Source organism: Streptomyces sp. NBC_00078, from assembly GCF_026343335.1.
In the GTDB taxonomy this organism is placed as follows: domain Bacteria; phylum Actinomycetota; class Actinomycetes; order Streptomycetales; family Streptomycetaceae; genus Streptomyces.
Genome location: NZ_JAPELX010000001.1, coordinates 3,081,827 through 3,104,768, shown reverse-complemented (window position 1 = coordinate 3,104,768; position 22,942 = coordinate 3,081,827). Strand labels below are relative to the sequence as shown.

General features: G+C 69.7%; 23 protein-coding genes and 1 pseudogene. 9 read left to right on the top strand and 15 right to left on the bottom strand.

What is annotated here, in order from left to right; genetic code table 11:
* Positions 1-42: 42 nt before the first annotated feature.
* From OOK07_RS14480 to OOK07_RS14455, 6 genes are read right to left on the bottom strand one after another with little or no spacing between them, the layout of a single operon-like run.
* Positions 43-1,122, bottom strand: a complete 1,080-nt coding sequence (locus OOK07_RS14480) for an ABC transporter ATP-binding protein (RefSeq protein WP_266796813.1) — start codon at positions 1,120-1,122, stop codon at positions 43-45.
* Positions 1,100-1,954: a DeoR/GlpR family DNA-binding transcription regulator gene (locus OOK07_RS14475; protein WP_266796811.1), complete on the bottom strand. Its 855-nt coding sequence runs from the start codon at positions 1,952-1,954 to the stop codon at positions 1,100-1,102. Before OOK07_RS14475 ends, OOK07_RS14480 begins: the two co-directional genes overlap by 23 nt.
* On the bottom strand, positions 1,951-3,039 hold the full coding sequence (locus OOK07_RS14470; RefSeq protein ID WP_266796810.1) for an ABC transporter ATP-binding protein: 1,089 nt from the start codon (positions 3,037-3,039) through the stop codon (positions 1,951-1,953). The genes OOK07_RS14475 and OOK07_RS14470 overlap by 4 nt, the downstream gene beginning before the upstream one ends.
* Positions 3,036-3,866 (bottom strand): carbohydrate ABC transporter permease, encoded by an 831-nt coding sequence (locus OOK07_RS14465; protein WP_266796808.1) that lies wholly within the window; start codon positions 3,864-3,866, stop codon positions 3,036-3,038. The genes OOK07_RS14470 and OOK07_RS14465 overlap by 4 nt, the downstream gene beginning before the upstream one ends.
* Positions 3,863-4,744 (bottom strand): carbohydrate ABC transporter permease, encoded by an 882-nt coding sequence (locus tag OOK07_RS14460; RefSeq protein ID WP_266796807.1) that lies wholly within the window; start codon positions 4,742-4,744, stop codon positions 3,863-3,865. The genes OOK07_RS14465 and OOK07_RS14460 overlap by 4 nt, the downstream gene beginning before the upstream one ends.
* A 6-nt stretch (positions 4,745-4,750) precedes the next feature.
* Positions 4,751-6,172 carry an ABC transporter substrate-binding protein gene (locus OOK07_RS14455; RefSeq protein ID WP_266796805.1) on the bottom strand — a complete coding sequence of 474 codons (1,422 nt, stop codon included), beginning with the start codon at positions 6,170-6,172 and terminating at the stop codon, positions 4,751-4,753.
* Between the two features lie 173 nt (positions 6,173-6,345).
* Here OOK07_RS14455 and OOK07_RS14450 point away from each other — a divergent pair, with 173 nt between their 5' ends.
* Both OOK07_RS14450 and OOK07_RS14445 read left to right on the top strand, forming a co-directional pair.
* Entirely contained in the window at positions 6,346-7,785 is a 1,440-nt protein-coding gene (locus OOK07_RS14450) for an FGGY-family carbohydrate kinase (RefSeq protein WP_266796803.1), read from the top strand.
* The gene (locus OOK07_RS14445; RefSeq protein WP_266796801.1) at positions 7,782-8,396 is read left to right on the top strand and encodes a histidine phosphatase family protein; all 615 of its coding nucleotides are present in this window, start codon (positions 7,782-7,784) and stop codon (positions 8,394-8,396) included. Before OOK07_RS14450 ends, OOK07_RS14445 begins: the two co-directional genes overlap by 4 nt.
* Before the next feature lie 53 nt (positions 8,397-8,449).
* Here the strand turns inward: OOK07_RS14445 and OOK07_RS14440 are convergent, their stop codons facing one another.
* Positions 8,450-8,992 (bottom strand): flavoprotein, encoded by a 543-nt coding sequence (locus tag OOK07_RS14440; RefSeq protein WP_266680367.1) that lies wholly within the window; start codon positions 8,990-8,992, stop codon positions 8,450-8,452.
* Positions 8,993-9,110: 118 nt separating this feature from the next.
* Here OOK07_RS14440 and OOK07_RS14435 point away from each other — a divergent pair, with 118 nt between their 5' ends.
* The 7 genes and pseudogenes from OOK07_RS14435 to OOK07_RS14405 all read left to right on the top strand — a co-directional run bounded on the left by OOK07_RS14435 (position 9,111) and on the right by OOK07_RS14405 (position 13,854).
* Complete coding sequence (locus OOK07_RS14435) at positions 9,111-10,295, top strand: helix-turn-helix domain-containing protein (RefSeq protein WP_266680365.1); 1,185 nt, start codon at positions 9,111-9,113, stop codon at positions 10,293-10,295.
* 222 nt (positions 10,296-10,517) lie between these two features.
* Positions 10,518-10,724, top strand: a complete 207-nt coding sequence (locus OOK07_RS14430; RefSeq protein ID WP_266796799.1) for a hypothetical protein — start codon at positions 10,518-10,520, stop codon at positions 10,722-10,724.
* The gene (locus OOK07_RS14425; protein WP_266796797.1) at positions 10,721-11,200 is read left to right on the top strand and encodes a DUF6415 family natural product biosynthesis protein; all 480 of its coding nucleotides are present in this window, start codon (positions 10,721-10,723) and stop codon (positions 11,198-11,200) included. Before OOK07_RS14430 ends, OOK07_RS14425 begins: the two co-directional genes overlap by 4 nt.
* Positions 11,201-11,406: 206 nt before the next feature.
* On the top strand, positions 11,407-11,907 hold the full coding sequence (locus OOK07_RS14420) for a hypothetical protein (protein WP_266680361.1): 501 nt from the start codon (positions 11,407-11,409) through the stop codon (positions 11,905-11,907).
* An 80-nt stretch (positions 11,908-11,987) separates the two neighbouring features.
* Positions 11,988-12,641, top strand: coding sequence for a class I SAM-dependent DNA methyltransferase (locus tag OOK07_RS14415; protein WP_266680359.1), 654 nt, complete (start codon positions 11,988-11,990; stop codon positions 12,639-12,641).
* Between the two features lie 58 nt (positions 12,642-12,699).
* A pseudogene (locus tag OOK07_RS14410) lies at positions 12,700-13,065 on the top strand (histidine phosphatase family protein); the annotation flags it as partial.
* 12 nt (positions 13,066-13,077) lie between these two features.
* Positions 13,078-13,854, top strand: coding sequence for an SAM-dependent methyltransferase (locus OOK07_RS14405; RefSeq protein WP_266680358.1), 777 nt, complete (start codon positions 13,078-13,080; stop codon positions 13,852-13,854).
* Between the two features lie 107 nt (positions 13,855-13,961).
* Here OOK07_RS14405 and OOK07_RS14400 read toward each other — a convergent pair whose 3' ends face one another.
* The 8 genes from OOK07_RS14400 to OOK07_RS14365 all read right to left on the bottom strand — a co-directional run bounded on the left by OOK07_RS14400 (position 13,962) and on the right by OOK07_RS14365 (position 22,846).
* The gene (locus OOK07_RS14400; RefSeq protein WP_266796796.1) at positions 13,962-14,600 is read right to left on the bottom strand and encodes a superoxide dismutase; all 639 of its coding nucleotides are present in this window, start codon (positions 14,598-14,600) and stop codon (positions 13,962-13,964) included.
* 107 nt (positions 14,601-14,707) lie between these two features.
* Complete coding sequence (locus OOK07_RS14395) at positions 14,708-16,093, bottom strand: amino acid permease (protein WP_266680356.1); 1,386 nt, start codon at positions 16,091-16,093, stop codon at positions 14,708-14,710.
* A gap of 112 nt (positions 16,094-16,205) precedes the next feature.
* Positions 16,206-17,102, bottom strand: a complete 897-nt coding sequence (locus OOK07_RS14390; RefSeq protein WP_266680355.1) for a TauD/TfdA dioxygenase family protein — start codon at positions 17,100-17,102, stop codon at positions 16,206-16,208.
* Positions 17,103-17,114: 12 nt separating this feature from the next.
* Positions 17,115-18,461, bottom strand: coding sequence for an LLM class flavin-dependent oxidoreductase (locus OOK07_RS14385; protein WP_266680354.1), 1,347 nt, complete (start codon positions 18,459-18,461; stop codon positions 17,115-17,117).
* Between the two features lie 350 nt (positions 18,462-18,811).
* Positions 18,812-19,528 (bottom strand): ABC transporter ATP-binding protein, encoded by a 717-nt coding sequence (locus OOK07_RS14380; protein WP_266680353.1) that lies wholly within the window; start codon positions 19,526-19,528, stop codon positions 18,812-18,814.
* Positions 19,504-20,355: an ABC transporter permease gene (locus OOK07_RS14375; protein WP_266680352.1), complete on the bottom strand. Its 852-nt coding sequence runs from the start codon at positions 20,353-20,355 to the stop codon at positions 19,504-19,506. Before OOK07_RS14375 ends, OOK07_RS14380 begins: the two co-directional genes overlap by 25 nt.
* A gap of 5 nt (positions 20,356-20,360) precedes the next feature.
* Complete coding sequence (locus OOK07_RS14370; RefSeq protein ID WP_266796795.1) at positions 20,361-21,428, bottom strand: ABC transporter substrate-binding protein; 1,068 nt, start codon at positions 21,426-21,428, stop codon at positions 20,361-20,363.
* Positions 21,429-21,634: 206 nt separating this feature from the next.
* Positions 21,635-22,846, bottom strand: coding sequence for an ROK family transcriptional regulator (locus tag OOK07_RS14365; protein WP_266796794.1), 1,212 nt, complete (start codon positions 22,844-22,846; stop codon positions 21,635-21,637).
* Between the last annotated feature and the right edge of the window lie 96 nt (positions 22,847-22,942).

Sequence of the window (22,942 nt, the reverse complement as noted above, 5' to 3'; positions counted from 1 at the left end):
GTTCGCTCGTCGGACCGCTCGTCGGCTCACTCGTCGGATCGCTCATCGCAGCGAGTCTCCCGTCTCGGCGTCGAAGACATGGGTGAGGCGCGCGTCGGCGGTGACCCGTACGGGCTCGTCGTGCGCGAGGCGCACCTCGGGGTCGGTGAGGACGACGAGGGAGTGCTCGACGCCGTCGAGGGCGAGGGTGGCGATGCCCGCCTCCAGGAGGGGTTCGTGGGCGACGACCCGGGCGGGCAGGCCCTCGTCGCCGGTGAGCTGCAGGTCCTCGGGGCGGATACCGACGACGACCTCGCGGCCGGCCGGCACCGGCAGAGGCAGCGCGATCCGTACCGCGGCCGACAGCCGGGCGTGACCGTCCGGGTCCGCGATGCCGGGGAGCAGGTTGATCGCGGGTTCGCCGACGAAGTCCGCGACGAACACGTTGGCGGGGCTGTCGTAGATCTCGTAGGGCGTGCCGAGCTGCTGGATGACACCGTCCTTCATCACGGCGATCCGGTCGGCGAGGGTGAGGGCCTCCTCCTGGTCGTGCGTGACCAGGATCGTCGTATGGCCCAAGTCCCGTTGGATGCGCTTGAGTTCGCGGCGCGTGGTGTCGCGCTGGGTGGCGTCGAGGTGGGAGAGGGGTTCGTCCAGCAGCAGTACGTCCGGTTCGCGGACGAGCGCGCGGGCCAGGGAGACCCGTTGTTTCTGGCCGCTGGACAGGCCCGCCGGGCGGGCGTGGAGGATGCCGGTGAGGTCGACGCGGTCGGCGATCTCGGCGACCTTGCGCGCCACGTCCCTCCGGGCGCTTCCCCTGCGCGCCTTCAGCCCGAAGGCCAGGTTCTCCGCCACCGTCAGCGGGGGATACAGCGCGTAGTTCTCGAAGGCGACCCCCATGTTGCGGGACTGTGCGGGACGGCCGGTCACGGACCTGCCGGCCACCACGATGTCCCCGCCGGTCACGGTCTCCAGGCCGGCGATCATCCGCAGGGTCGTGGACTTGCCGCAGCCGGAGGGGCCCAGCAGCCCGAGCAGCTCCCCTGAGTGCAGTGCGAGGTCGATGCCGCGTACGGCGTCCACCGGCGGCCGGCCCCGGGACCGGTACGTCTTGCGCAGATCACGTAGCTCCAGCTCGGTCATCGCCGCCCCTCGTGGCTGTGGTGGCTGTGGTGGCAGTCGTGGCGCACACCTCGTAACGGACCTGGTGCTCGTCCAGGTCCCGCAGTGCCTCCGCCGACGCCCCGTCGTCCACGAGGAGCAGGTCGAAGCGGGACAGCGGGACGACCCGGTGCAGGGCGACCCGGGCGAGCTTGGTGTGGTCGATCAGCAGGACGTTGCGGGCGGCCGAGTCGAGCATCGCCCGCTTCACGGACACGATGTGCTGCTCCTGGTGGTAGGCATAGCCCCCGTGCACGGCCGACGTGGAGGCGAAGCAGACGTCCACGCGCAGCGACTGGACGGCCTCGACGCAGGAGACGCCGAGGAAGGAGGAGTGCAGCGGGTCGTACTCCCCGCCCAGGGCCATCAGATGGATGCCCCGCTGGTCGGAGAGGAGGTTGATGGCCTCCAGGAAGTTGGTGACGACGGTGAGCGGGGTGATGTCACCGAGGCGGAGCCTGCGGGCTATCTCCAGGGTGGAGGTGGAGTCGTCCAGCATGATCGCCATGCCGGGCTCTATCGCCTTCACCGCGTGCTCGGCGACGGCGGCCTTCTCGGCGCGCATGGTCTTCAGCCGGTACTGCACGTTCGACTCGAAGACCCCGGACGGCTGGGCGGTCACCCCACCCCTGAACTTCCTGACGATGCCCTGCCGTTCCAGCTCGTCGAGGTCCCGGTGAATGGTCATCAGGCTCACCCCGAAGCGTTCGGCGAGCTCGGCCGCGGTCGCCGAGCCGTCGGCCAGGACCTGCTCGGCCATGGCGGCCCGGCGGGCCGCGGGCCCCTGCTGATGTGCGCTGTTGTTGCTGCTCATCGTGTCCCGATCAGTCGTCCCGGACGCCCAGGCCGGTCGGCCTCGAACAGCAGCAGGTTCTCAGGCCGGACGGTCAGCCGTACCGGATCGTCGGGACGCAGCCCGGCCGTGTCGCCGCGCGGGGCGACCAGCGACGCGTGCTGCCCGCCCAGCCGGACCGTCACCTCCACGGAACGGCCGAGCACCTCGGTGACGTAGACGGTGCCGGTGAGCTGGTGGCCCGCGACGCCCTTCAGCGCGATGTCCCGGGGCCGCACGCCGACCAGTACGTCCGTGCCGGCCTGCGCCTTCGCCCGGAGCGGCAGCTCCACCTTCCCGTCCGCCGACCGGAAGCCGCCGTCCTCGGTCACCGTCCCCGGCAGCAGATTGATCCGCGGCCGCCCGAAGGCCCGAGCCACCTCCGTGTCGCACGGCCGGTACCAGATCTCCTCCCGCGTCCCCGTCTGCACGATCCGCCCGTCCCGGATCACCCCGATCCGGTCGCCGAGCGCCAGCGCCTCCAGGGAGTCGTGGGTGACGTAGAGAGTCGTCGTGTTCTGTACCGCTCCGATCGCCTTCAGCTCGGCGCGCATCTGCTGGCGGAGTTTGGCGTCCAGGTGGGAGAGGGGCTCGTCGAGGAGAAAGGCGCGGGCGGGGCGGACCAGGACCCGGCCGAGGGCTATGCGCTGGCGCTGGCCGTTGGAGAGCTGTCCGACCCGGCGGTCCAGCAGGGCGCTGATGCCCAGCAGTTCGGCGATGGCGCCGATACGGTCGCGGGCCTCGGCGGCCGGCAGGCGGTGGCGTGGCGAGCGGAGCGGGGAGGCCAGGTTGTCGTAGGCCGAGCGGTGCGGGTAGAGGGCGTAGCTCTCGAAGCACATCGCCACACCCCGGTCGTACGGCTCGATGCCCGCCATGTCCCTGCCGTCGAGCAGGACCGTCCCGGAGTCGGGCTGTTCCAGCCCGGCGACGGTCTTGAGCGTGGTCGTCTTGCCGGCACCGGAGGGACCGAGCAGACAGAAGAACTCGCCCTCGGACACGTCCAGTTCGAGCCCGTCGAGGGCGGTGACCCGGCCGTACGCCTTTCTGATCCCCCGCAGCCCGATCACGACTTCACCGCCCCGAACGAAAGGCCCCGCACCAGATACCGCTGGATGGTGAGGGCCAGCAGCAGGGGCGGTACGACCGACACCAGCGCCGCCGCGGCCGTGAGGTTGTACTTGGGGCGGTCGCCGCCGAGGAAGGACAGGGCGCCCACGGTCACCGTCTGGGCCTCGTTGGAGGTGAGGATCAGCGGGAAGACGAAGTTGTTCCAGGCGAAGATGAAGGCCAGCAGCGACACGGCCGCGATGCCCGGCTTGACCAGCGGCAGGGCGACCTTGAAGAAGGCCTGCTTGCGCGTGTAGCCGTCCGGCAGGGCCGCCTGCTCCAGCTCCGGTGTCAGATCGGCGAAGTAGGACCGCATGATCCACACGATCAGCGGGAGTGTGACGAGCTGCAGGACCCAGATCATGCCGACGTACGTGTCGAACAGCCCGAGCTTCTGGTAGAGCACGAACAGCGGGATGATCACGGTGAGTTCGGGCGCGAACCGGAACGACAGCAACGTGAACATCAGGTTCTCCGAGCCCTTGAACCGCCAGCGGGCCGACGCGTACGCCGCCGGCAGCCCGACCACCAGCGACAGCACGACCGCCCCCACCGACACCACCAGGCTGTTCACGAAGAACCGCACGAACGGGATGCCCTCGCTGTCGCCGAGGACGGTCCGGTACGAGCCGAGGGTCGGCGTGAAGGAGAAGTAGGTGCTGAAGAGCTGGTTCGCGGGCTTCAGGGACAGGATCACCATCCAGGCGACCGGGAACAGGGCGAAGACGAAGTAGAGGATGAGCGCGACATCGGCCAGCCATCCCAACAGGCGTTTTTTGACGGTCATTTCGCCTCGGCCGCCTTCCGCTGGATCGTGCCGAGATGGCGTACGAGCGCCATCGCGGCCAGGTACACCACGGCCCACAGCACGATCGTGTAGCTGATCCCGAAGCTGTAGCGCTGGAAGCGGATCGCCTCCAGGTAGGCACGGATCTGCAGGACGACGGTCGAGTCGCCCGGGCCGCCCTCCGTCAGGGCGTAGATGATGTCGAAGACCTTCAGCGAGTCCATGAACCGGAAGATCACCGCGACCAGGACGTACGGCCACAGCATCGGCAGGGTCAGCCGCCGGAAGGTGTACCACCAGCCCGCGCCGTCCACGGCCGCCGCCTCGAAGGGGGAGGTGGGCAGCGACCGCAGACCGGCCAGGGCGAGGATCGCCACGAACGGGGTGTAGACCCAGACGTCCACGGCGATCGACGACAGCAGCGCGCCCGTCGGGGTGTCCGTCCACTGGACTCCGCCCAGCCCGAAGGGTTTCAGCAGGTGGTTCACCACCCCGACCGACGGCTGGAGCATCAGCTTCCAGATGATCGCGGCGATCACCGGGGCGATCATCAGCGGCAGGATGAGGATCTTCTCCAGCACCCGGCCGACGATCGACGAACGGTGCAGCAGCAGGGCGACGGCGACCCCGAGCACGGTCTCGACCGCGGCGGCCCCGACGGCGTACAGCACGGTCACCCACGCGGAGTTCCAGAAGGCGTCCTGCGTGAAGACCGTCTCGTAGTTCTGGAACCGCACCATGTCCGGCCGCGGTTTGCTCGCCGAGAAGTCGAACAGCGTGTAGTAGAGCCCGAGTCCGAAGGGATAGAGGATCCCGCAGGTCAGCAGCAGCGCGGGGACGATCAGGACGTACGGGCGCAGGGTCGGCCGCCAGCCCATCGCCGCTCAGCCCACCTTGGAGGCGAGGTCGCCCGCCAGGCCGTTCAGCACGGACTTCGCGTTCTTGCCGCCGTAGATCTCCTGGAGGGCCGCGGCCCAGCTGGTGGTCGCGTCGAAGAACTGAGCCTGCGGGGTGAACTGGATCCTCGTCTGGTCGACGACCGTCTCGAAGGTCTCGATGAAGCCGGGCAGGTGCTTCATCTTGTCCTTGTAGACCGCGTCCTGGCTGACCGACTTGCGTACCGGGTCGATGTGGTTGCCGGTGATGGCGGCCTTGAGCAGATGCTCCTTGCCGGTCGCCCACTGCAGGAACAGCCAACTGGCACTCTTCTTCCGGGACTTGGAGTTCATGCCGAGCGACCAGATCCACATGTTGGTGGCGAGGGAGCCGTCCGGTCCCTTCGGCCCCGGGTGGAAGGCGATCTTCCCGGAGGCGGGGGAGGCACCCTTCACCGCCTGGAAGTAGGCGGCCGTGTCCGCGTCGAAGAGCATGCCCGCCTTCTTCGCGCCGAGGTCGCTGGAGCACTGGTACCAGGTGTACGAGGTCCAGGACGGCGGCCCGCCCTGCTTGACCATGCGGGCCCAGTCCTGTGTGAAGGCGATCGCCTCCGGGGTGTTCATGGCGGGCTTGAGCTTGTCGCCGTTCACGGTGAAGTCGTGCAGGCCGTTGCGGGCGTACATGGTCATGAACCCGGGGTGGATGGTGGCCCAGCTGCGGGACCCGCGCACGGCGATCCCGTACATGCCGTCGTAACCGGCCCCGGAAGCCTTCTTCTTGATGGCTCCGGCGATCTCGCGCAGTTCGTCGAAGCTCTCGGCCGGTTTGAGGCCGAGCTTTTTGAAGACCTCGGTGTTGTAGGCGACGACGTTCGTCTCCCAGCCCCACGGCAGTGCGTACTGCCCGCCCCGGCCGAGCGGGGCGCCCGCCCTGAGCGACCACTGGTCGGCCTGGAGGAGGCTGGGGAAGAAGTCGGCCCGGTCCCATTCGGCGCCGGTGGCCGCGGAGTTGCGCATCCAGGGCCCGAGATCCTCCAGCCAGCCCGGCGGCCCGTACTGCCAGACCATGTACGCGCCCAGCATGAAGACGTCGTACGAGGCGCGACCGCTGGACAGGTCGACGGTGAGCTTGTCGAAGTAGTTGTCCTCGGGGAACACGTCGTACTCGACCTTGATGCCGGTCTTGTCGGTGAAGGACTTCAGGTCGGCGATCAGGGCGTCCGTGTACGGATGCTTGTTGAGCAGCGCCTTGACCGTCGTGCCCTTCTCCCGTTTCCAGTCGAAGGAGCCGGTGACGTCGTCGGCGGCCGAGCCGTCGCTCTTCTTGTCGTCCCCGCCGAAGCCCGCGCCGCAGGCCGCGAGTAACGGGGTCGCGGCGGCCCCCGCGGTGAGGGCGAGGAAGCGTCGGCGGTCGTGCGCGTGCGTGTCCATCCGTGACCTCCGCGTGGGGTTGGGCCCGGTGCGCTGTGTGGGTTAACACGTCGAGTCGACTCGTTAACAGAGGGTGTAACGGCGGAAGATGACCGTCAATCCCTCGCGCACGCGAAAATATCGGTGCAGAGTGAGAAGTTCACATGCCGGGTCGCGATCCATGGGAGGTCCGGATGGGACACGAGCGTGACGCGTGGCTGGGGATCGACCTGGGCACACAGAGCGTCCGCGTGCTGCTCGTCACCGCCGACGGCACGGTCCTCGGCGCCGGTTCGGCCCCGTTGGAGGGGCGGCGCGACGGAGTACGGCACGAGCAGGACCCGGGGCAGTGGTGGACGGCGGTGTGCGCGGCGGCCCGGACCGCGCTCAAGGACCGGCCTGCCAGGGTCGGCGGGCTCGCGGTGTGCGGGACGTCCGGGACCGTGCTGCTGACGGACGCGGCCGGGTGGCCCGTGAGCCCGGCGCTGATGTACGACGACGGGCGGGCCTGGGCCGAGGGCGAGCGGCTGCGCGGGGCGGGGCTCACGGTGCAGAACACCTGGGGGCTGCCCAAGGCCCTGTGGCTGTTGCGCACCCATGGGCACGGGCACATCGCCCACCAGCCCGACATCGTCACCGCCCGCCTCGTCGGCCACCCCGTCCCCACGGATTCCAGCCACGCCCTCAAGACGGCCTACGACGTGGAGCGCGACGCCTGGCCGGCCGTCCCCCACGCACCCTCCCTGCCCGAGGTCGTCCGCCCCGGGACTCCCCTCGGCGAGGTCTGCCGGGCCGCCGCCGAGGCCACCGGCATCCCGGCCGGCACACCGGTGATCGCCGGGATGACCGACGGCTGCGCGGCCCAGATCGCGTCGGGGGCGCTGCGTCCCGGTTCCTGGAACTCGGTGCTCGGTACGACGCTCGTCCTGAAGGGTGCCTCCGTCACCCCCGTCCACGACGCCACCGGCGTGGTCTACAACCACCGTGCGCCGGACGGCAGTTGGCTGCCCGGCGGGGCGTCCAGCGTGGGCGCGGGCGTGCTGACCGCCGCGTTCGCGGGCGCCGACCCGGCGACGATGGACGCACGGGCGGCCGCCCACGAGCCCTCGGGCGCGGTGGCGTACCCCCTCGTGTCGCCCGGCGAACGGTTCCCGTTCCTCGCGCCGGACGCCTCCGCCCTGGTGATGGGCGAGCCGGCCGGCGACGCCGACCTGTGGGCCGCGCTGCTGCAGGGCGTCGCCTTCGCGGAACGGCTCTGCCTGGACTATCTGGACCACCTCGGCGCGCCGCTGGACGGCCCGCTCACCTTCACTGGCGGCGGCGCCCGCAGCCCGTACTGGAACCAGCTGCGCGCCGACATCCTCGGCCGGCCGGCCCGCGTACCGAAGCAGACCGAACCCGCCCTGGGCATGGCCGCACTGGCCGCCCACGGCACGGGATCGGACCCTCTGACGGACGTCGCCGAACGCATGGTCCGCATCGGCTCGGTCCTCGAACCCCGTCCCGGCCGCACGGCCCTGTTCGCCGAGCCGTACGCCCGCCTGGTCGACGAACTGACGGCACGGGGCTGGCTTTCGCCGACGGTGGCGGCCCACGCGCACAGGAGGCTCACCGTGGATACTTCGCCGTCATGAGTACGACCCTTCTGCTGGCCCGGCACGGGCAGACCGTCTGGCACGCCGAGAACCGCTACGCGGGGGTGAGCGACGTGGCGCTCACCGACACGGGCCGCGCGCAGGCAAGGGCCCTCGGCCGCTGGGCCGCGGCCCATCCCGTCGACGCGATCTGGACGTCCACGGTCTCCCGGGCGACCGCCACCGCCGACCCCGCCTGCCGCGCCCTCGGCCTCGCCCCGCATCGCGAACCCGACCTGCGGGAATGCGACTTCGGGGTGATGGAGGGCCGGACGCTCGCCGAGTTCGCGCGAGAGGACCCGAAGGCGGCGGAGGCCTTCCGTGCCGACCCGGTGGCCCACCCGTTCCCGGGCTCCGAGGACCCGAGGGCTGCCGCCGCCCGGGGGGCCGCCGCCCTGCACCGCATCGCCGCCGCCCACGACGGCGGACGCGTCCTGGTCGTCGCCCACAACACCCTGCTCCGGCTGGTCCTGTGCGGTCTGCTGTCCGTCCCGCTCGCCGACTACCGCCGTGTCTTCCCGCAGCTGCGGAACGCCGCGGTCACCGAACTCCTCATGACAACCAGGTCAGTCGGGCTGATCTCGCTGAATGTCCCCGTGGCTTCCTCGTAGCAGGGGAGCCCCCGCGGGTGGAAGGGGCCCCTTTGCACTCATGGGTTGCCCGGTCAGGTGCGTGCGATCTTCTCCGCAGCGTTGAGGACCAGATGCCATGGGTATTCCTTCGGCTTGCCCTGGCCTGGCGGATTCGGGACGAAGCCACCTTCGCCATAGAGCATCTGGACCCCCATGGCGCGCAGCTCGGCGACGCTCCGCCCGAACTGGCGGTGCTGCACGTACGCCGCGTTCACGCACGGCATCATGACGGCCGGGATGCCCTTGCCGATGCCCTCGGCGACGACGCCGACCACGAAATCGTGGGTGAGGCCGAGTGCCCACGAGTTGACCGTGTTGAAGGTGGCTGGGGCCACCGCGATCACATCTGCTTTCGGCCACACGTCGGGTTCGCCCGGCAGCTTGTACTCGCTGCGCACAGGATGCCCGGTCAGCCTCTCCAGTTCGGGAAGCTGGGCTTCCAGCCACCGGGCCGCAGTCGGGGTGAGCCCGAGGCAGACGTCAAACCCCCGGGACCGGGCGTCCTGGATCACTGTCGCGACGTCGAAGACCGGCGGCGCGGCGGAACCGAACAGGTAGAGCACGTGCGTCGTCATGGACCCATCCGACCACACACAACCGCCCCCACTCACAGAGGAGTCGAGGGCGGCAGGATGCACCCACGCGACCGGGCGCGGGTACTGTCCCAAATGGGTGCTCAGAACGGAGACCAGGATGCCCCCACTGGACGACAACCACACGGGCGCACGTATCAAGGAACAGCGCAGACTCGCCAGGCTCACTCAACGCCAACTGGCCGACTCGCTGTCCTACTCCTACAGCCTGCTCAACCAGGTGGAATGCGGAGCCCGTCCGGCGACAGCAGACTTCGTGGCCGCCTGCGCCAGGGCCCTCAACATCGATGTCACCGTGCTCACCGGGCAACCGTACGTGACCGAGTTGCAGCGCGACCGCCTCTCCGAACTCGTAAGGCCGATCCGTGAAGCCCTGGACTTGTACGACCTCGGCCCCAACCCCGATCTCCATACGCAGCCGGCGGAGCAGCTCATCGCCGGGGCAGACCAGCTGTGCGTAGCGGTCAGGGCGACGCACCTGCGCAATGCGGCCCGCAGGCTGCCCGGCTTGATCGCGGAACTCACCCACACAGCCTGGTCGGAGTCGTCGACGGAGCTGTGGCAGGCGCTGGCCTCCACCTACCGGACCGCGCACGACATCAGCGTCAAGCTCGGCTATTACGATCTGTCGGGGGTGGCTCTGGACCGCATGGACTGGGCTGCACAACGCGCCTCGGACCCATGCCTGGCTGCCGTGCGTCAATATATGCGTGCCCTGGTCTACTTCCGCGAGGGCGAGTACCGGATCGGGCAGCGGCTCGTCGCCTCCGGTCAGAGCTTGGTCGGGCAGGCGCAGGAGACCCGCGAGGCGCTGGCGGTGGCCGGGCAGCTGCACCTGGGTGCCTCGGTCATCTCCGCGCGGGCGGGGGAAAAGACCGCCGTGAATCTGCACATCGAGGAAGCGCACCGTGTCGCGAAGCGCATCGGAGACGCCTCCGACGTGCACTGGCTGTCGTTCGGCCCCGCCAACGTCGCCCTGCACAAGATGTCCGCGGCAGTTGAGATGCGCCAGTACGACGACGCCCTGAAGCAGGCGCGCAAGATGAAGCTGCCCATGCAGCTCGCCACGTCGCGGCGCGCGCACTTCCTGATCGACCGTGCCCGCGCAGAAATGGAGACCGGGCACACCGACAAGGCGCTTGAGCATCTGGTCGACGCTCGCAGGATGGCCCCGGAGCAGACCCGCTATCACCCGGGCGCACGGGAGACGATCACCGGTCTGGTGCATCTCGCTCGTCGGACACCGGACACGCTCAACCACATGGCTTCTTGGATCGGCCTGTAGGTCACGCTCACAACGCTCACGAAACCGTGAGCGTTCCACCCTTCTCTCAGCGTCACGCTGTACTCACAGCTGGTCAAACAAGGGCGAGGAGGCAGCGCGCAAGCTCACCGGGCACTTCGCCGGAGCACCATGCGCCGCCTCCATCGCTTCAAGGCAAAACCCGGCGACCGCGCGAACGGCCCCGGGCCTGGCCAACGCTCAAAGCTGAGAGGGAGCGTCGACATGACGAACGGTACCGCCCCGCCCCGGCGGCGCACGCGGGGCAAGATGACCATCAGGGTGTACGCGGTCACCCTCGACGGCACGATCACACATTCCCGCGCCACCGTGAGCGTCACCCACGGACACATGCCGCCCCTGGAGGGGATCGGCACCCAACTGCCGCCCTGCAAGTGCCCCTTGCATCGTCAGACAGAGGCGGCTCGATGAAGACCGGCGAGCAGGCCGTCGTTGACACACAGGCACTGCGCAAGGCGGCGGCCGAGTATCTGGCCCTCGACGTTCTGCCTCGCTACGAGTTCATCAAGCACCACAGCATGCGGTTCAGCGGTGACCTGTGGACGCTGATCGAGGAGATCGAGCGCATCGAGTCACAGAGGCCTCACGACATCCTCGTGGGGGTGGCCATGGCCGGCGTCGGCGAGGCGCGACGTCGCCTCACCCTGGTCGAACGCGCCGGACTGATGGGCGAACACGAACGCGTCAAGAAGCTCGCCCGCTCGGTGATAGCTCTGTGCGACCACGACGAGACGCTCACTGGAATCACCATGTGTCTCGCCTGCGACAGACCGATCCCACCGGAGGAGGGGGACCTGCCGTACGGCGGGGTGAGCCCCTCCGGAGGAGCTGCCGCGTCCGGGCGCATCCATGCCGCCTGCGTCAACCGCTTGCGCTGGACGCGCTGACCGGCATCAAAACCGCCCCGGTCACCGGGGCCCCATGGCGACCGCAGGGTCAGGGTCGCATCCCGATCGCCCCTCCCGCCGAGGTCCGGAAATCATGGCGGGTGGGGTCCCCCGAGGCCCCCGCTCCGAGCCCCAGCTCTGGACAGGCCAAGCGCCCGGGCGGGCCCTCCACCAAGCACGGCAGGACTACCCAGAAGGGAACGTCAATGACCGTCACCCTCGAACAACCAGTCGGCACGGGCACGAGGGACCCGCGGGAACTACTCAATGCCGTCAGCCCGCACATCACGGAGCTGACGGCGAACGTCTTCGACGCCGACCTCAGCCTGTGGGACCGCGAGATCGCCCTCCTACTTCGCGATCACACGATGGTCCGCGACATGGCCGAACGGATCCTGGGCAACGCCGTCATGTACACCATCGGCTGCATCGAGCATCCGGAAGTCCATCTCGGCGTCGGCAAGCTCGTCGACATCGGGGTCCACCAGCTGATCCTCGACACACCAGTGTGGTGGGGTATCTGCCGCCTGTACAACGGCGGCGCCTACAAGCACCACGCCCCGTTCATTGAGCGTCGTCGCGACGGCCTGTGCCTGAGCAGCGCGGACTTCCTGAAGTCGATCGGCTTCGGCATCGACGAGGAACTGTGGGCCATCGACGGGGCCGACTGCTCGCCGTGCGACAACAAGGTCCCCGACAGCCACTGAGCCACTACAGTCGCCTCGCCCTTCGCGTTCCCCGCCAAGGGCGGGGTTCCGCATCCCGACACCACGCAGAGGAACACGCTGTGCCCGTACCGCACGACGTCGCTGCCGAGACCGAACTGTGGGACACCTTTGCGGAGTCCGCCTTCAAGGACGACGCCGAGCCGGTGTTCTGCTGGACCCAGTACCCCGGTCACGGCCCGGGACCGGAGCTGCTCGGCAGCCCGCGCAGTGTGCTGGAGATCGGCTGTGGTACCGGCCGCGCTCTCGCATACCTGGCGATGGGCGGCGTCACCGCCCACGGCGTCGACCTCTCGCCCGTCATGGTGAAGAAGACCAGCAGCCGGTGGGCCGGTACCGGGGCCACCTTCACCTGCGGGGAAGTCCTTGAGTACCTCGCCGCATGCACCGACCGGTACGACACCGTGTACTCCATCTTCGGCGCGGCCTGGTTCGCGGACCCGGGTCGGCTCTTCCCCCTCGTACGGGAATGCCTCAACCCCGGCGGCGTCTTCGCCTTCTCTCAGCCGTCGGCGATCCCCGGGGCCTACGGCCCGCAGGGCATGTACAAGGGGGGGTTTGCGGGCAGGGCCATGTTCACTTACCGCTACAGCTACCGTCCGGCCGTGTGGGAGCGGCTGTTGAGCCGGGCGGGCTTCGCTTCGGCAGAGGCCCGCGTCATCGACGCGCCGACACCGGGCCACATCGGCACGCTGATCGTTCGCGCCGAAGCGTAGACGGCAGTTGACGCGAACGGAGACGCGCCCGGCCATGGCCGCAGCGATCCTGAGCAGATTCGGGGTGATGGAGGGCCGGACGCTCGCCGAGTTCGCGCGAGAGGACCCGAAGGCGGCGGAGGCCTTCCGTGCCGACCCGGTGGCCCACCCGTTCCCGGGCTCCGAGGACCCGAGAGCTGCCGCCGCCCGGGGGGCCGCCGCCCTGCACCGCATCGCCGCCGCCCACGACGGCGGACGCGTCCTGGTCGTCGCCCACAACACCCTGCTCCGGCTGGTCCTGTGCGGTCTGCTGTCCGTCCCGCTCGCCGACTACCGCCGTGTCCTCCCGCAGCTGCGGAACGCCGCGGTCACCGAACTCCGTATGGATGTCGCGTCGGTTGGGCTGATCTCGCTGAACGTGCCGTGCGAGCCGGACGAGGCGTAGGAGGATGACCGTATGACGGACATCGACTCCTCCGTGCCGCACTCGGCCCGGATCTGGAACTACTGGCTCGGCGGCAAGGACAACTACCCCGTGGACGAGGCGGCCGGTGACGCCTACACCGCCGTCTTCCCCGGCATCGTCACCATCGCCCGCAGCAGCCGCGCCTTCCTCGGACGCAGCATCCGCTATCTCGTCACGGAGGCGGGCGTACGGCAGTTCCTGGACGTCGGGACCGGTCTGCCGACCGTCGACAACACCCATGAGGTCGCCCAGCGCCACGCCCCCGAGGCGAAGATCGTCTACGTGGACAACGACCCGCTGGTCCTCACCCACGCCCGTGCCCTGCTCACCTCCACGCCCGAGGGCGTGACGGCGTACGAGGACCTGAGCCTGTACGAGCACGAGCGCATCCTCGAAGCGGCCGGCAGGACCCTCGACCTCACGCGGCCGACCGCACTGATCCTCAGCGGCATCCTCGGCCATGTCCCCGACTACGACCAGGCCCGCGACCTGGTCCGGGGCCTGCTGGCCGGCCTGCCCTCCGGCAGCTACCTCTCCCTCAACGAGGGCTCACGCGGCACCGACCCCGAGTACGAGCGGGCCCAGGACGCCTACAACGAAACGGGCGCGGTGCCGTACTTCCTGCGCCCGGTGGAGCAGATCACGGCCTTCTTCGACGGGCTGGAGCTGGTGGAACCGGGCATCGTGTCCGTCCCCCTGTGGCGCCCGGAGCCGGGTGCGGCGACCGCACCGATCGGCCAGCACGGTGGCCTCGGACGAAAGCCGTAGCAGCATGGGAAGCCCCCGCGAGTCATGTCCTCGCGGGGGCTTCCGTCATTCCGCCTGCCAGGTGAAGGGTGAGAAGACGATCACGAGGCAGGACGCTCGGGGGGCTCTCAGGGAGCCAGCAGCACGTTGGCCCGGGACCTCGCGGCCTCGTGACGCCGGGCCACGTCCTGCCAGTTGACGACGGCCCACATGGCGTCGATGAAGTCGACCTTCTGGTTCCGGTACTGCAGGTAGAAGGCGTGCTCCCAGGCGTCGAAGACGAGGATCGGCACCGCGCCCTGCCCGACGTTGCCCTGGTGGTCGTAGACCTGCTCGACGACGAGACGCCCGCTCAACGGCTCGTAGGCGAGAACGCCCCAGCCCGAGCCCTGCGTGGTCGCGGCGGCCTTGGTCAGCTGGGCCTTGAAGGCGGCGAAGGAGCCGAACGACTCGGCGATCGCGTCCGCCAGCTCGCCCACACCGTCCGCCGCGAGCGGCTCGCCGCCGCCGTCGCCGGTCATGTTCTGCCAGTAGACGCTGTGCAGGATGTGCCCGGACAGATGAAACGCCAGGTTCTTCTCCAGCCCGTTCAGCGCCGCCCACTGCTCCTTGTCCCGCGCCTCCGCGAGCTGCTCCAGCGTGTCGTTCGCGCCCTTCACATACGCCGCGTGGTGCTTGTCGTGGTGCAGCTCGATGATCTCGGGGCTGATCACGGGGGCGAGCGCGGAGTAGTCGTACGGCAGTTCGGGCAGTGTGTAGACGGGCATGGACGGTTCCCCTCCGGCCTCTTATTGCACATAGGTTGCAAGTACAGGCTAGCAACAAAAAGACCCCGGTGAGTGCGTCACGGGGGTCTTTCGGTGCAGGCGGAGTGTCAGGTCCTGGCGCGCGCCCGCTGCCGGGCGTACCCGACGGCCGCGAGGACGGCGGTCATCGCGCCGGTGTAGTAGAGCTGGGTGCGGGTGCCCGGATCCCGGGCCATCAGGACGAAGATCGCCGCCATCGCCGCCAGCGCGACCCAGGTCAGCCACGGGTACGCCCACATGCGGACGACCAGCTTCTGTGGCGCCTCCCGGTTCAGCCGGGCGCGCAGCCGCAGCTGCGAGACGGCGATGAGGATCCAGACGACCAGGATCACCGCGCCGATCATGTTGAGCAGCCAGGGGAAGACGTCGTCCGGCCGCCAGTAGCTCAGCAGTACGCACGCGAAGCCGAAGACGCAGGAGACGAGGACGCCGACCCGCGGCACTCCGCCCGACACCCGGCCCAGCGCCTTCGGGCCCTGGCCGCGCCGCACCAGCGAGTAGGCGATGCGCGAGGAGCCGTAGATGTTCGCGTTCATCGCCGACAGGAGGGCGACCAGGACGACGACGTTCATGAGCTGACCGGCGCCGGGGATGCCGAGGTGGTCGAGGGCGGCGACGTACGGGCCCTTCTCGACGACCTCCTTCGAGTTCCAGGGGACCAGGGTGACGATGACCGCCATCGAGCCGACGTAGAAGAGCGCGATGCGCCACATGGCGGTGCGGACGGCGCTCGCCACGCCGCGCACCGGATCCTCCGACTCGGCCGCGGCGATGGTGACCGTCTCCAGGCCGCCGTACGCGAAGATCGAGGCGAGGACGCCGATGATCAGGCCCTCGCTGCCGTGCGGCAGGAACTCGGTGAGATTCGAGGTGCCGGGGCTGTTCGTGCCGGGCAGGACGCCGGCGATCGCCAGCACGCCCAGTACCAGGAACAGACCGATCGCGCCGACCTTCAGGGCCGCGAACCAGAACTCGAACTCGCCGAAGTTCTTCACCGCCGCGAGGTTCGTGGCACAGAAGACGACCATGAAGAGGGCCACCCACGCCCACTCCGGGGTCCCCGGCAGCCAGCCCGTCACGATCTTCGCGGCCCCGATGCCCTCCAGGCCCACGGCGGTGCACAGCAGCACCCAGAAGGACCAGCCCGCGGTGAAGCCCGCCCAGGGGCCGACGGCGCGTTCCGCGTGCGCCGAGAAGGAGCCCGAGGAGGGGTACGCGGCCGACATCTCGCCGAGCATCCGCATCACCAGCATCACGAGCAGGCCGGAGAGGGCGTAGGCGATGACGATGGAGGGGCCGGCGGCGGCGATCCCGGCGCCGGAGCCCACGAACAGGCCCGCGCCGATGACGCCGCCCAGGGCGATCATCGACAGGTGACGCTGCTTGAGGCTGTGGGACAGAGGGGCGTCGTCCGCCTGCGGCGGTGTCTCGACCCTGGTGGTGCTGTTCGGCATGGGCGCGGCTCGTCCAGTGCAGTAGATGGGCAAAACGCCCACAGTCTGGGCAGCCTCCCCGCTCGCGAAGGGAGGCCGCCCAGGATCCGGACGCGCCTGTCGCGAGGGGTGACTACGCGGCTACGGAGGTGTAGTGCGAGGCGTCCCCCTCGATCGAGTAGCTCTCCTTGCCCTCGACGCCGGCCGGCACGTCACCGGCGACGGTCACCCGGTGCAGACGGCGCGGCAGACCGTCGTAGTTGTCGACGGCGTAGTGCTGGGTGATGCGGTTGTCGAACAGCACGAGCTGGTTCTCGGACCAGCGGTGGCGCAGGATGTTCTCCGGCCGGGTGACGTATGCCTGGAGCAGGTCGAGGATCTTGCGTCCCTCGGCCGGCGACAGGCCCACGATCCGCTGCGCGAACCCGCCGATGAACAGGCCGCGTTCACCGGTGAGCGGGTGGACGCGGACCACCGGATGGACCGTGCGGTACTTGATCGACGTGAACTGGGCGCGCTGGGCGGCGAGCTGCTCGTCGACCTCCTCGTCCGGTACGGCGTAGTCGTAGTCGTTGGTGTGCTCGGCCCACAGCGTGTCCGCGAGCTGCCGCAGCGATTCGGGCAGCTGACGGTAGGCGGCCGCGGAACTGGCGATCAGGGTCTCACCGCCGTACGGCGGGAGTTTGATGCTGCGCAGGGTGCTGGCCTGCGGCGGGTTCAGGACGAACGTGACGTCGGTGTGCCAGTTGTTGGCGGCGCGGCCCCGCTCGCTGTCGACGGGCAGGACGTTCGGGACGCCGTCCACGGACGACACCGTCGGATGGGCGGTGGTGATGTCGCCGAAGTGGCGGACGAAGGCCTGCTGGCCCTCGTCGTCCAGGTTCACGTCGTCGAAGACGAGGGCCTTGTGGACGCCCAGGGCCTCGCGGATCGCGACGACCGTCTCCTCGTCGAGGGGCTTGGAGATCTCGACGCCGGAGACCCGGGCTCCGATGTGCGCGGTGACCTTGTGGATTTCGATGCCGGACATGAGCGGTCCCTTTCAGACGAGGACGGGTGCGGGGGCGGTGGTGACGTGCTGGTTGGCGGGGCGGGGGAGGCCGTAGCGCTCCCGGAGGGTCTGCCGCGGGCCGTACTCCTCGCGGAGCAGCCCCCGGGCGCGCAGGATCGGGACGACGTGTTCGACGAAGGTCTCCAGGCCGGACGGCAGGACGGCGGGCATGATGTTGAAGCCGTCCGCGGCACCCTGCGTGAACCACGTCCCGATCGCGTCGGCGACCTGCTCGGGCGTTCCCGCGAAGGTGAGGTGGCCGCGCCCGCCGCCGAGCCGGCCGATCAGCTGCCGGACGGTGAGACGGTCACGCCTGGCGAGTTCGACGACGAGCGTGTAGCGGCTCCTGGCGCCTTCGATGGCGTCCTCGGACGGCAGTCCGGCGGGCAGCTGACCGTCCAACTCCAGGGTGCCGGGCTGTAGTTGGAGGAGGCTCTCCAGGCGGTGCACCCCGTGCGCGTACACGATGTGGTCCTCCAGGACCCGCTCGTTCGCGCGCGCCTCGGCCTCCGTCGACCCGATGACCGGCACGATCCCGGGCAGCACCTTGATGTGCTCGGGATCCCGGCCGGCCGCCGCCGTACGGGACTTGAGGTCGGCGTAGAAGGCCTGCGCGTCCGCGAGGGTCTGCTGCGCGGTGAACACCGCCTCCGCGTACCGGGCCGCGAACGCCTTGCCGTCCTCGCTCGACCCCGCCTGCACGAGCAGCGGGTAACCCTGCGGTGAGCGCGGGACGTTGAGGGGCCCCTCGACGCTGAAGTAGGTCCCCCTGTGCCGGGGCGGATGGATCTTCGCGTCGTCGCCCCAGACGCCGGCCGCCTTGTCGCCGACGACCGTGTCGTCCTCCCAGCTGTCCCAGAGCTTGACGGCGACATCCAGGAACTCCGCGGCTCGTGCATACCGTTCGGCGTGCGCGGGCTCGTGCTCCAGACCGAAGTTGCGGGCCGCCTCGGCACCGGCGGTGGTGACGATGTTCCAGCCCGCCCGGCCGCCGCTGATGATGTCCAGGGAGGCGAACTTGCGGGCCAGGTTGTAGGGCGAGTTGTAGGAGGTGGAGGCGGTGGCGATCAGCCCGATGTGCTCGGTGGCCGTCGCCAGCGCGGTCAGCAGGGTGAGCGGCTCCAGGGCACCGGCGGGGCGCTGGGCGAGGTTGCTCCACAGCTGCGGCCCGTCGGCGAGGAACAGTGAGTCGAAGGTGCCGCGTTCGGCGGTCTTCGCCAGCCGCACGTAGTGGGACAGCTCGACGTGGGCGAAGGGATCGCTCTCGGGCAGCCGCCACGAGGCCTCGTGATGGCCGGTGTTCATGAGGAAGGCGTTGAGGTGGAGTTGCCGGGGCATGGATGGTCCTTTGCAACAGATCTTCAGCCGTTTTCGGCCGTTGTCAGCCGGTCCGGCGTTTGAGGACGAGGCGGGACATGGCGGAGGGGGCGGATTTTCGGTCCGTTCGGTGTCTGCGGCCGAGGCCGCACGCGCCGGAGGGCGACGGACTTTCAGCCGGTCCGGCGTCTGCGGACGAGGCGGGTCGCGCCGGAGGGGGCAGGTCTTCGGTCTGTTCGGTGTCTGCGGACGAGGTCGCACGCGCCGGAGGGGGGACGGACTTTCAGCCCGTCCGGCGTTTGAGGACGAGGCCGTTCAGGCCGAAGCGGGGGTCTGGGGGCGGCAGCCCCCAGAAACGGCGGGACCGAGGATCACCTGACGTCCTCGGTCACACCCAGCGCCGCGAGCAACCGCGCCCGGTACTCACCACGCGCACCCGCATCACGATCGATGGCCAGGTCGAGCCCGATCCGCCCCCGCTCAAGCACCAGCACCCGGTCCGCGAGGGCAACCGCCTCGTCCACGTCGTGGGTGACGAGCAGCACGGAGGGACGGTGGCGCTGCCACAGCTCCCTGAGCAGGCCGTGCATCCTGATCCGGGTCAGGGCGTCCAGCGCCCCGAACGGTTCGTCCGCCAGCAGGAGTTCGGGCTCACGCACGAGGGACCGGGCGAGCGCGGCACGCTGCGCCTCACCGCCGGACAGCTCGTTGGGCCAGGCGCGTTCACGGCCTTCAAGACCCACCTCGGCGAGAGCCTCGCGGCCCCGCTGAGCCGCGTCCTTGCCGTCCAGGCCGAGCAGTACGTTGTCCAGGATCCGGCGCCAGGGCAGCAGCCGGGAGTCCTGGAAGACCACCGACACCCTGTCCGGGGCGACGAGTTGGCCGCTCCCGGAGACCTTGTGGTCCAGCCCCGCGATCGCGCGCAGCAGCGTGCTCTTGCCGGAGCCACTGTGCCCGAGCAGGGCCGTGAACTGTCCGGCCGGAAGGTCCAGATCGATGCCGTCGAGGACGGTGCGCCCGTCGAACGACCGGGTGAGTCCCCTGAGCTGGACGGCGGGCCGGGTCAGCTGCTCAGTGTGCGGCGCCATGACAGCACCCTCCGTTCGACGAGACGGACCGCGCTGTCGGAGATGAGGCCGAAGACGCCGTAGACGAGAAGACCGACGAGGATGACGTCCGACTGGCCGTAGTTCTGGGCCTGGAACATCATGTAGCCGAGGCCGCTGGTGGCGTTGATCTGCTCCAGTACCACCAGGCCGAGCCAGGATCCGGTCACGCCGAGCCGGAGCCCCACGAAGAATCCGGGCAGTGCGCCGGGGATGACGATCTGGCGGACGAATTGGAGCCTCGACAGGCCCTGCACCTCGGCCAGTTCGACGAAACGGCTGTCGATGCCGGACAGCGCGGCGTGCGTGTTCAGATAGATCGGGATGTAGACGACGATGGCGATAATCGCGATCTTGAAGGTCTCGCCGATGCCCAGCCACAGGATGAACAGCGGGATCAGACCGAGCGTCGGGACCGCCCGGTTGAGCTGCACCGTCCCGTCGATCAGCGCCTCGCCGACCCGGCTGAGCCCGGACGCCAGCGCGAGGACGACACCCGCGGTGAGGCCGATCGCGAAGCCGTACGCGGCGCGCTCCAGCGAGGTCAGGATGTCGGTGGGCAGGGTCCCGGCGGTCCACAGACGGCCCGCCGTTTTCAGGACCGTCCAGGGAGCGGGGATCGCGCCGGGGTCCAGCTGTCCGGCGGCGGAGGCGGCGGCCCACAGGGCGACGAGGAGGGCGGGGCCGATCAGCCGGGAGGCGGGGAAGGGCTTGCCGGGGGAGAGGCCGCGCCGTGTCCGTCGGCGTGGCCGGCGGCCCTCCTCCTCGCCCGTCACCGGCGCGGCGGCGGTGGTCGTGGTGGTGGTCATGGCGGTCACCTCCGGTACTCCGCCGGCACGGCCTTGGCGGCGATGGACTCGAAGCGGTGGTCGAAGAGCGTGGCCACGTCGAACTTCTTCACGAAGCCGCCCTCCGCCAGCAGATCGGCGGTCTCCTGCTCCCACTTGATCGCCTCGTCCCAACTCGGCGGGAACAGAGGCTTGTTGGCGAGCTTGGTGATGCCCTGGGCCTGGGCGAGCGTCACGTTCTGCGTCTTGACGTAGAACTCCTCGTTCCAGGCGTCGGGGTTCTCGTACGTCCAGACCTGGCCCTTGGCCCAGTACGGGATGTACGCGGCGACCGCGGCGGCCTTCGCGGAGTCGTTCAGCACGGCGGTCGGCGCCCACAGCAGGTTGAGCAGGTCGACGACGTCCGTCTTGATGACGTGGGCGCCCTTGGACCCGTACTGCTGCAGATAGGAGGGCACCTGGGTGTTGGCGAGTGGCGCGATGTCGACCTGGCCGGACTGCAGGGCCGTCAGGAACTGGTTGCTGGTCAGCGGGACGAGCTTGACGTCGTCGTACTTCAGTCCGGCCTTCTTCAATGCCCGCAGAAGCACGACACCTTGGGCCTGCCCCTGCGAGAAGGCGAGCTTCCTGCCCTTGAAATCGGCGACCGACCGGATGTCGCTGCCGGGCTTGGTGGCGAAAAGGTAGTTGGGCTTGCGGGTGATCTCGATCGCGACGATCTTCGCGTCGAATCCCTGGTAGTGCGCCTGGATCGGCGGAATCCCGGCATTGTTGGCGACATCCAGGGACTTGGCGCGGAACGCGTTGATGGCATCCGGGCCGGCGCCGATGTTCAGCCAGTTCGACACCTTGAACGGCGGGTCGTCCAACTTGGCCAGCCTGAACTGGAGTTGCTGTGTGCCCAGATACGAGGCGATCTTCAAACTCGTACCGGCCGGGACCTTGTGGGCGAGCGGGGCGGTCGAGACGCCCTTGCCGTCGGCGGCCGCGCTGCTGCCGGCGCAGCCGCTCAGCCCGGCGACGCCGGCCGCGGCACCGAGCAGCGAGGTGAGGAAGAGCCGTCGGTCGACACCCGGCAGGGGAGAGGAAGGCATGGGAGGACTCCGTGAGTTCAGAAGGCAGAAAAGCACGCGGAATTCCGGGCGCAAGGAGGCCCAGGAACGAAATTCACGCAGGAGGAAATGAGCGCTTCACACGCGGCAACGTGTCAGCAACAAAGGGTGCGACAGCTCACGAAGGGGCTCATGAGCAGAATGTTCCCGGTCATCGGCGATCCCTGTCAATATTCGGAGTTTCTGAATTAAATAGCCTCAGGTGACGCGGCCAGGGGATCCCGGTAGAGCACGTCCAGAGCCACCGAGCCACCGGCCACGGCGAGCACGGAATCCGGGAAACTCGTCGGCACGACGGAAGCCGCGCGTTCGTCCCCGACCTCATCGCGGAGCGCCCGCCGGCAGTCTTCCCGGTGAATGATCCCGACCTCCGTCACGACCACCGTCTCCGGATTGAGAACGTCCAGCAGCAGCCGCGCCGCCCGGCCGATCGCGGCCGCGCGCTCCACAAGCAGCCGTATGGCCTCCGGATCGCCCGCTGCCGCCGCCGCGACCACGTGCATCGGGTTCACGCCCTCGACGACGCCCGCCTCGCGCGCCCGCCGGCACAGCGTCCGCTCGCTCAACTCGGCCTGGAGGCAGCCGTTTCGCCCGCACGCGCACGGCTCCGTGCCGCCCGGCACCGGCAGATGCGCGATCGTGCCCGCCTGCGAGCGGGGGCCGTGGTGCACCTCGTCGTGGGTGGCGAAGGCGGCGTCGACCATGTTGCCGACGAACAGGTGCAGCACGCTGCCGCTCTCCCGTGCCAGGCCGAACAGCCGCTCTGCGTTGACCAACGCCCGGGAGTGTCCGTCCACATGGACCGGCAGCCCGGTACGCCGGCCGAGCACCTCGCGCACCGCCACATCCCGCCAGCCCAGCAACGGATGTTCCACCACGGTCCCGGACTCCCGGTCCACCCAGCCGCCGGCGGCCACACCGACGCCGAGCGGTCTGCAGCCGGGCGCGCCGGCCAGCAGCGCCGCGAGCCCGTCGGCCGCCCGCGCCAGCACCCGGCCGGGATCGGTGTTCTCGTGCTTCAGCTCGCGCCGGGCGACCACCCGGCCGCGCAGATCGAGCAGCGCGACCGTGGTGTGAGGCACGGCCACATGCACCCCGCCGACCACGAACCGTGAGTCGTCCAGGTCGACGGGGACGTGCGGGCGCCCCACACCGTTCGACCGCCGGGGCGCGGACGCCTCGCGGATCAGGCCGAGTTCGGTGAAGCGGGCGCAGTAGTCCGTCACCGACGCCGGTGACAGGCCGGTGAGCCGGGCGATGGTGCTGCGGGCCACCGGGCCGTGGTCCAGCACGGACCGCAGCACGACGCTCGCGCTCGTCCGGCGGCGGGCCGTGGGGGCGGGGGCAGGGGCAGGGGCAGGGGCGGGGGAGGTGACAGGGGGTGCCGCTGTTCGTGGCATGGGAGACCGTCCTTGGGACCGGGGCCGACATGTCTCGGAGGGCGAGGCGTGCCGAAACCGTTCCGGGGCCGCCTCACACCAAACGGCGACAGGTGG